Raw genomic sequence first — 8,014 nt, 5'->3', positions numbered from 1 at the left:
TTAACGATCTCCTGATACGTCGATACTGTTCACAGTTTCTCTGCTCAAAAGATGCACAGACGATCCTCATTGCGCCGATCCCCTTCAGGAAACCAACACCACAAGGCCGCAACGGCTACCAACTGCCGCCGCCTGCGCATCCCTTCTCACAACACGGTATTAACTTGTCAATGAACCCGCAACGCCGAGACGCGTCGCTTCCGAACATTTCAGCGCCGATCCGCTCTGGATCACCGCGTCGTGTTCGGCTTATTTAGTGATCTTTACTTTCGCTGTCAACCTCTTTTTTTCGAGGCGCTCGGCAGTTACTTGCTTGGACCGCTGTTTCCCTTGAAGCGTCACTGCCTTGTCAGACCGTGCTGCGTCGCGGGAGGCGGTGTATAGGCCGGCGGCCGATGCCGCGCAAGCGCTTTTTTCGGCCCCCTCGCGATTTTCATCCAGGCCCGGTCGCCACCCGATCCACTCAGCCGATCCGCTCACGCACCTCCGCCCCGATCTGAAAGGAGCGCAGGCGGGCAGCGTGGTCGTAGATCTGGCCGGCCAGGATCAGCTCGTCGGCCTGGGTGGCACGGATGATCTCCGACAGCCTGACCGCCACCTGATCCGGCGTACCCACCGCAGCCATGGTGCCGAGCGCGCGATCCACCATCATCTTTTCGGCCGGGCTGCTCCACCACGCCTCGATGTCGTCCACCGGCGGCGGCAGCTTACCGGGGGTGCCGCGGCGCAGGTTGGCGAACTGCTGCTGGGCGGAGGAGAAGATACGCCGGGCCTCGGCCTCCGTATCGGCGGCGAACAGATTGGCGGCGACCATGGCGTGCGGCTTGTCGAGCGTCGCCGACGGCTCGAAGCGGGCACGGTAGATCGCCAGCGCCTCCATCAGCATGTCGGGGGCGAAGTGCGAGGCGAAGGCGAAGGGCAGCCCCAGCATCGCCGCCAGCTGCGCACTGAACAGGCTGGAGCCCAGCAGCCACAGGGGCACCTTCAGCCCGGCGCCCGGCACGGCGCGGATGCGCTGGTTCGGCTCCGGCTCCTCGAAATACATCTGCAACTCGACGACATCCTGCGGGAAGCGGTCGCCGCTGTCGGTCATGTCGCGGCGCAGCGCGCGGGCCGTCATCATGTCGGTTCCCGGCGCCCGGCCGAGACCGAGGTCGATGCGGCCGGGGTAGAGCGAGGCCAGCGTGCCGAACTGCTCCGCCACCACCAGCGGCGCGTGGTTGGGCAGCATCACCCCGCCCGAGCCGACGCGAATGGTCGAGGTGCCGGCGGCGACATGGGCGATCACCACGGCGGTGGCCGCACTGGCAATGCCCGGCATGTTGTGATGCTCGGCCAGCCAATAGCGCTTGTACCCCAGGCGCTCCGCATGGCGGGCGAGGTCGAGGGTGTTGCGGAAACTGTCGGCGGCGGTCGCCCCCTGGACGATCGGGCTGAGATCGAGAACGGAAAAGGGAATCATGGCACGGTCCATAGTGGGGGCCGGCTGGCGGCCATCGGTTGCCATTCAAGGTATGGTCGCCGCCGCGCCGGTTCCACGCCGGGACCTGCGCGGCTGCCTTGCGTGCGACGGACGTCAAATTGATGAAGCCGAAATGGCGAATGGATCGAACGGACCCGCGAGCACGCTCCGAAAAAACGGCGAAGGGTGAACGGTTGCCCGACAATCCCCCGGTCAGGATAAGAAACCGCTACCGGCTGCGATGATCTCGACAAAATCGGCAGAGATGCAAAGGTCGCATCCGCAGAAAGATACGAGGACACTACTCCCAAATGGCTAGAGGGCGCTGATTGCCACCCATCTTGCGATTGCCTATTCTTTCGCCATGATCTACCCGGGAAATTTTATGTTTTCTCTAATGAACGTTCATTGCCGCCGTAGCATCAAGGCCACGGTCTCGGTGGCATGATGACCGATCCGGTCTGGCTGGATGCCGCAAAACTGCGGCAATCCGCTGCTCCCGACCGCGCGCCCGACGGCATGGGGAATGGTGTCCGCACCGGTCCGGACGTCTTCACCGGCGGCGGGGAGATGGGCCGGCGGATGCGGGAGATGGACTGGTCGGTGACCCCGCTCGGCCGGCCGGAAGACTGGCCGCAGTCGCTGCGCACCATCGTCAACCTGATGCTGACCTCCAGCTTTCCCATGTTCGCGGTTTGGGGACCGGAGCTGACCTTCCTCTACAACGACAGCTACCGTCCCATCCTGGGCGACAAGCCGGAGGCGCTGGGCCGCCCCTTCGCCGAGGTATGGGCCGACATCTGGGACGATCTGGTTCCGCTGGTGGCGCGGGCGCTCGCCGGCGAGGCGACCTACCACGAGGACCGGCTGCTGTTCATGGAGCGGCACGGTTACCGGGAGGAGACCTATTTCACCTTCTCCTACAGCCCGGTCCGCGACGAGACCGACCATGTCGCCGGCATGTTCTGCGCCTGCACCGAGAACACCGCCCGGGTGCTGGCCGAACGGCGGCTGACCTTCCAGCTCGATCTGGCGGAAAAGCTGCGCGGGCTGAACGACCCGGTCGGCATCACCGCCGCCGCCGCCGAGGCGATCGGCCGCCATCTGGGGGTGGGGCGGGCCGGCTATGGCCGCACCGATCCGACCGGCAGCCTGATCTCGGTCGAGCGCGACTGGTGCGACAGCGGGGTGGAGAGCCTCGCCGGCCAGTCCCGGCTGCTCGACAGCTTCGGTCCGGCACTGATCGCGGAGCTGCGGGCGGGTTACACGCTGCGTGTCGACGATGTCGCCAGCGACCCACGCACGAGTGGCAATGGACCGGCGGCGGCCTTCACCGGCATCGGGGCGCAGTCGCTGCTGGTCGTGCCTCTGCTGAAGGCGGGGCAGCTGACGGCGATCCTCTATCTGCACGAGGCCAAGGCGCGCCACTGGACCGACACCGATGCCGCCCTGGCGGAGGATGTGGCGGAGCGGACCTGGGCGGCGGTGGAGCGGGCGCTCGCCGAAGCGGCGCTGCGGGCGGCCAACAAGGCGCTGATGCGCGAACGCGCCGCGGTGGAGGCGGCCAACGCCCGGCTGGCGGCGGAAGGGGAGCGGCTGCGCGCCCTGTTCCGGCAAGCGCCTGGCTTCATGTGCGTGCTGCGCGGGCCGGACCATGTCTTCGAACTGGCGAACGACACCTACATGCAGCTGGTCGGCCGCCAGGATCTGGTGGACCGCCCGGCGCGCGAGGCTCTGCCGGAGGTGGAAGGCCAGGGCTTCTTCGAGCTGCTCGACCGCGTCTATGCCAGCGGCGAGACCTTCGTCGGGCGCAACATGCCCATCAGTTTCCAGCGCCGGCCGGGCGGGCCGCTGGAGGAGCGCTTCCTCACCTTCGTCTACCAGCCGATCAAGGATGAGAACGGGCGGGTCAGCGGCCTGTTCGTGGAGGGCAGCGACGTCACCGAGGCCAAGCGGGCGGAGGAGGAACTGCATCAGCTCAACGCCACGCTGGAGGCCCGTGTCGCCGAAGAGGTGGCGGAGCGCGAGCGGGTCCAGGTCGCCCTGTTGCAGACGCAGAAGACCGAGGCGCTGGGGCAGATGACCGGCGGCGTCGCCCACGACTTCAACAACCTGCTCCAGGCGCTGTCCGGCTGCCTGCACATGATCGAGAAGCGGGCGGAGGGGACGCGCATCCAGCCGCTGGTCGACGCCGGGCGTCAGGCGGTCGACCGCGGTGCCAAGCTGGTGCAGCAACTGATGGCTTTTGCCCGCCGGCAGGCCCTGCGGCCGGAGACGGTCGATCTGCGCGACCGGATCCTCGGCACGTCGGAACTGCTCAACCGGGCTCTGCGCGCCGACATCCGGCTGGAGGTGGACTTCGCCACCGGGCTGTGGCCGGTGGAGGTCGATGCGACGCAGTTGGAGCTGGCCCTGCTGAACCTCGTGGTCAATGCGCGCGATGCGATGCCGGAGGGTGGCGTGCTGACGATCCGGGCGGCCAACGTGACCCTGACGCAGGGCGAACCGGAGGGGCTGTCGGGTGAGTTCGTGCGGCTGACGGTGAGCGACACCGGCACCGGCATGGCGGCCGAGGTGCGGGCGCGTGCCTTCGATCCCTTCTTCACCACCAAGGAGATCGGCAAGGGCAGCGGACTGGGGCTGTCGCAGGTCTACGGCTTCGCCCGCCATTCCGGCGGCACCGCCTGGATCGAGAGCGAGGAAGGGCGCGGCACCACCATCGGCATGCTGATCCGCCGGTCCGGCACCGCCGCCCCGGCGGCCTCGGTGGAACCGGCGGTGGCGGAGGCCGGCGCCAGCCGCGTCGGCGGCCATGTGCTGGTGGTGGAGGACGACCCCATCGTGGCGCTGACGGTGGCGACGGCACTGGAGGATGCCGGCTTCACCATCACCCGCGCCGGGACGGCCGACGAGGCGATGCCCCTGCTGGAAGCCGGTGGCTTCGACCTGCTGTTCAGCGACGTGGTGATGCCCGGCAGCATGAGCGGCGTCGATCTCGCCCGCACGGCGCAGAAGCTGAGGCCGGACCTGCCCGTCGTGCTGGCGACCGGCTACAGCGAGGAGGTCGCCCGAGCCACCGGCGTGATGGTGCTGCCGAAGCCGTATCGCATCGACCATCTGGTCGAGGTTCTGGACACACTGCTGACGGAAGCGAGGCCGGTGGGGATGGAGATCCCTTCTCCCCCCCGCTAACGCGCAAACGAAGTTTGCGCTGACGCGACAGGCGGATCGAAGATCCGCCGAAAGCGGGGAGAAGGTTAGAATGAGGGGGTTCGGCAACGCCGAAGAGATCCGCGCCATGCATCCCCCTCACCCCGACCCTCTCCCCGGGGGGAGAGGGGGATTCTTTCAGGGGGAGACTGGCACCTCAATCCCCCGCCGCCGGCTGCGGCATGGCGCCGTGGCCGGGGCGGCGGCGGACGAACAGGCGGTAGACGGCGACGAAGAACACCGGCACGAACAGGATCGCCAGCACGGTGGCGGAGATCATGCCGCCCATCACGCCGACGCCGATGGCGTTCTGGCTCTCCGACCCGGCACCGGTGCTGATCGCCAGCGGCAGCACGCCGAGGATGAAGGCCATCGAGGTCATGATGATGGGACGAAGACGCTGGCGGCAGGCCTCCGCCGCCGCTTCCTTCAGCTCCATGCCCTGGTCGTAGAGCGATTTGGCGAACTCCACGATCAGGATGGCGTTCTTCGCCGACAGGCCGATGGTGGTCAGCAGCCCGACCTGGAAATAGACGTCGCTCGGCAGGCCGCGCAGCGTCGCGGCAATGACGGCGCCGATGACGCCCAGCGGCACCACCAGGATCACCGACACCGGCACCGACCAGCTTTCATAGAGTGCGGCCAGACACAGGAAGACGATGATCATCGACAGGGCGTAGAGCGCCGGCGCCTGCGACCCGCTGAGCCGCTCCTCGTAGGACAGGCCGGTCCACTCGTAGCCGATGCCCGGCGGCAGCTTCTGCATCATCGCCTCCATCTCGGTCATCGCCTCGCCCGAGCTGATGCCCGGTGCGGCCGATCCCTGGATATTCAGCGAGGAGGAACCGTTGTAGCGCTCCAGCTTCGGCGAGCCGTAGATCCACTGCGCCGTGGTGAAGGCGGAGAAGGGGACCATCTGGTTGCCGGCATTGCGCACATACCAGCGGTCGATGTCGCTGGGCTGCATGCGGTAGGGCGCGTCGGCCTGGAGATAGACCTTCTTCACCCGGCCCTGGTCGATGAAGTCGTTGACGTAGGACGAGCCCCAGGCCACCGACAGCGTCGTGTTGATGTCGCTGAGCGACAGGCCGAGCGCACTCGCCTTCTCGCGATCGACATCCAGCTTGAACTGCGGCGTGTCCTCCAGCCCGTTGGGGCGGACGCCGACCAGCTTGGGGTTCTGCGCCGCCGCCGCCAGCAGCTGGTTGCGCGCCTGCATCAGCCGGTCATGGCCGAGCCCGGCGCGGTCGACCAGCTGGAGGTCGAAACCGGTGGCGTTGCCGAGGCCGGGAACCGACGGCGGCAGGAAGGCGAAGACCACCGCGTCCTTCAGCTTCGACATCGCCCCCATCACCCGGCCGGCGATGGCCTGCGGCTTCTGCGACGGCAGGGGGCGCTCGCTCCAGTCCTTCAGCCGGACGAAGGCCATGCCGGCATTCTGGCCGCGGCCGGAGAAGTTGAAGCCGACGATGGTGAACAGACCCTCGACGCTGTCCTTCTCCTTTTCCAGCATGTAGGCGGTCACGGCCCTGGCGGTCTCGGCGGTGCGCTGGGAACTGGCGTTCGGCGGGGCCGACCACAGCACGAACAGCTGGCCGCGGTCCTCCGTCGGCAGGAAGGAGGACGGCATCTGGACGAACAGGTAGCCCAAGCCCCCCAGGATCAGCGCATAGGCGATGAAGAAGCGGCCCAGCCGGTTCACCGCCCCGCGCACGCCGCGGACATAGACCCGGCTGCCGGAATCGAAGCCGCGGTTGAACAGGCCGAAGAAGCCACGCTTCGCGTGGCCATGACCGGCCGCGACCGGCTTCAGGATGGTGGCGCAGAGCGCCGGGGTCAGGATCAGGGCGACCAGCACCGACAGCGCCATCGCCGACACGATGGTCAGCGAGAACTGGCGGTAGATGGCGCCGGCCGACCCGCCGAAGAAGGCCATCGGCACGAACACCGCCGACAGCACCAGCGCGATGCCGACCAGCGCGCCGGTGATCTGGTCCATCGACTTGCGCGTCGCCTCGCGCGGGGGAAGCCCCTCCTCGCCCATCACGCGCTCGACATTCTCGACGACGACGATGGCATCGTCGACCAGCAGGCCGATGGCCAGCACCATGCCGAACATCGTCAGCACGTTGATGGAGAAGCCGAAGGCCGACATCACGCCGAAGGTGCCGAGCAGCACCACCGGAACCGCGATGGTCGGGATCAGCGTCGCGCGGAAGTTCTGGAGGAACAGATACATCACGACGAAGACGAGGACGATCGCCTCGAACAGCGTCTTGATGACCTCGTGGATCGACAGCTGGACGAAGGGCGTCGAGTCGTAGGGGTAGATGACCTCGATGCCGGCCGGGAAGAAGGGCTGGAGTTCCGCCACCCGCGCCTTGACCGCGGCGGCGGTGTTCAGCGCGTTGGCACCGGTCGCCAGCTTGATGCCGACGCCGGCCGCCGGCTTGCCGTTGTAGGCGGCGTTGATCTCGTAGGTCTCGGACCCGATCTCGATCCGCGCCACGTCGCGCAGCCGCACCTGGGATCCGTCGGGGTTCACGCGCAGCAGGATGGCGCCGAACTGCCCCGGCGTCTGCAGCCGCGACTGGGCGGTGATGGTGGCGTTGATCTGCTGGCCCTGGACCGCCGGGGCGCCGCCGAGCTGGCCGGCGGAGACCTGGGCGTTCTGGGTCTTGATCGCGTTGGAGACGTCGGTGGTGGTCAGCGCGAAGTTGTTCAGCGCGTCGGGATCGAGCCAGATGCGCATGGCATGCTGCGGCCCGAAGACGGTGATGTCACCGACGCCTTCGACGCGGCTCAGCGTGTCCTGGAGGTTGGAGGTGACGTAATCGGCGATGTCGCCCTGGCTGAGGCGCCCGTCGCTGGATACGAAGCCGACCACCAGCAGGAAGTCGTTGCCGGCCTTCGACACCTGGATGCCGCGCTGCTGGACCTCCTGCGGCAGCAAAGGCGTGGCCAGCTGCAGCTTGTTCTGGACCTGGACCTGGGCGATGTCGGGGTTGGCCTCCGGCTCGAAGGTCAGGGTGATGGTGACGTTGCCGGAGGAGTCGCTGTTGGAGGACATGTAGCGGAAATGGTCGAGCCCGGTCATCTTCTGTTCGATGACCTGTGTGACCGTGTCCTCCAGCGTCTTGGCCGAGGCGCCGGGATAGCTGGCGGTGATCGACACCGTCGGCGGTGCGATCTTCGGATATTGCTCGACGGGCAGCCGCAGGATCGCCAGGGCACCCGCCATCATGATGACGATGGCGATGACCCAGGCGAAGACCGGCCGGTCGATGAAGAATCTGGACATGGGAGCGGTATCCTACGGGCGGTACCTGGGCGGGCGGTACC

At 67.4% G+C, this 8,014-nt stretch carries 3 protein-coding genes; 1 reads left to right on the top strand and 2 read right to left on the bottom strand.

All coding sequences use genetic code 11. The features are described from left to right. Nucleotides 1-463 precede the first annotated feature (463 nt). Nucleotides 464-1,462, bottom strand: coding sequence for an LLM class flavin-dependent oxidoreductase (locus J2848_RS34465; RefSeq protein ID WP_149235250.1), 999 nt, complete (start codon nucleotides 1,460-1,462; stop codon nucleotides 464-466). Between the two features lie 444 nt (nucleotides 1,463-1,906). On the opposite strand from J2848_RS34465, the gene J2848_RS34460 reads away from it, so the two are divergent. Beyond that, the gene (locus tag J2848_RS34460; protein WP_149235251.1) at nucleotides 1,907-4,654 is read left to right on the top strand and encodes an ATP-binding protein; all 2,748 of its coding nucleotides are present in this window, start codon (nucleotides 1,907-1,909) and stop codon (nucleotides 4,652-4,654) included. Nucleotides 4,655-4,829: 175 nt separating this feature from the next. Here J2848_RS34460 and J2848_RS34455 read toward each other — a convergent pair whose 3' ends face one another. Next, complete coding sequence (locus tag J2848_RS34455) at nucleotides 4,830-7,973, bottom strand: efflux RND transporter permease subunit (RefSeq protein ID WP_149235252.1); 3,144 nt, start codon at nucleotides 7,971-7,973, stop codon at nucleotides 4,830-4,832. Nucleotides 7,974-8,014 lie beyond the last annotated feature (41 nt).

Source organism: Azospirillum lipoferum (assembly GCF_024170005.1).
GTDB classification, from domain to species: Bacteria; Pseudomonadota; Alphaproteobacteria; order Azospirillales; family Azospirillaceae; genus Azospirillum; species Azospirillum lipoferum.
This window is presented reverse-complemented; position numbering and strand designations above follow the sequence as displayed.

Excerpts from the sequence above, each read along its gene's own strand:
- J2848_RS34455 (WP_149235252.1), bottom strand. The coding sequence starts at position 7,973 with ATGTCCAGATTCTTCATCGACCGGCCGGTCTTCGCCTGGGTCATCGCC.
- J2848_RS34460 (WP_149235251.1), top strand. The coding sequence starts at position 1,907 with ATGATGACCGATCCGGTCTGGCTGGATGCCGCAAAACTGCGGCAATCC.
- J2848_RS34465 (WP_149235250.1), bottom strand. The coding sequence starts at position 1,462 with ATGATTCCCTTTTCCGTTCTCGATCTCAGCCCGATCGTCCAGGGGGCG.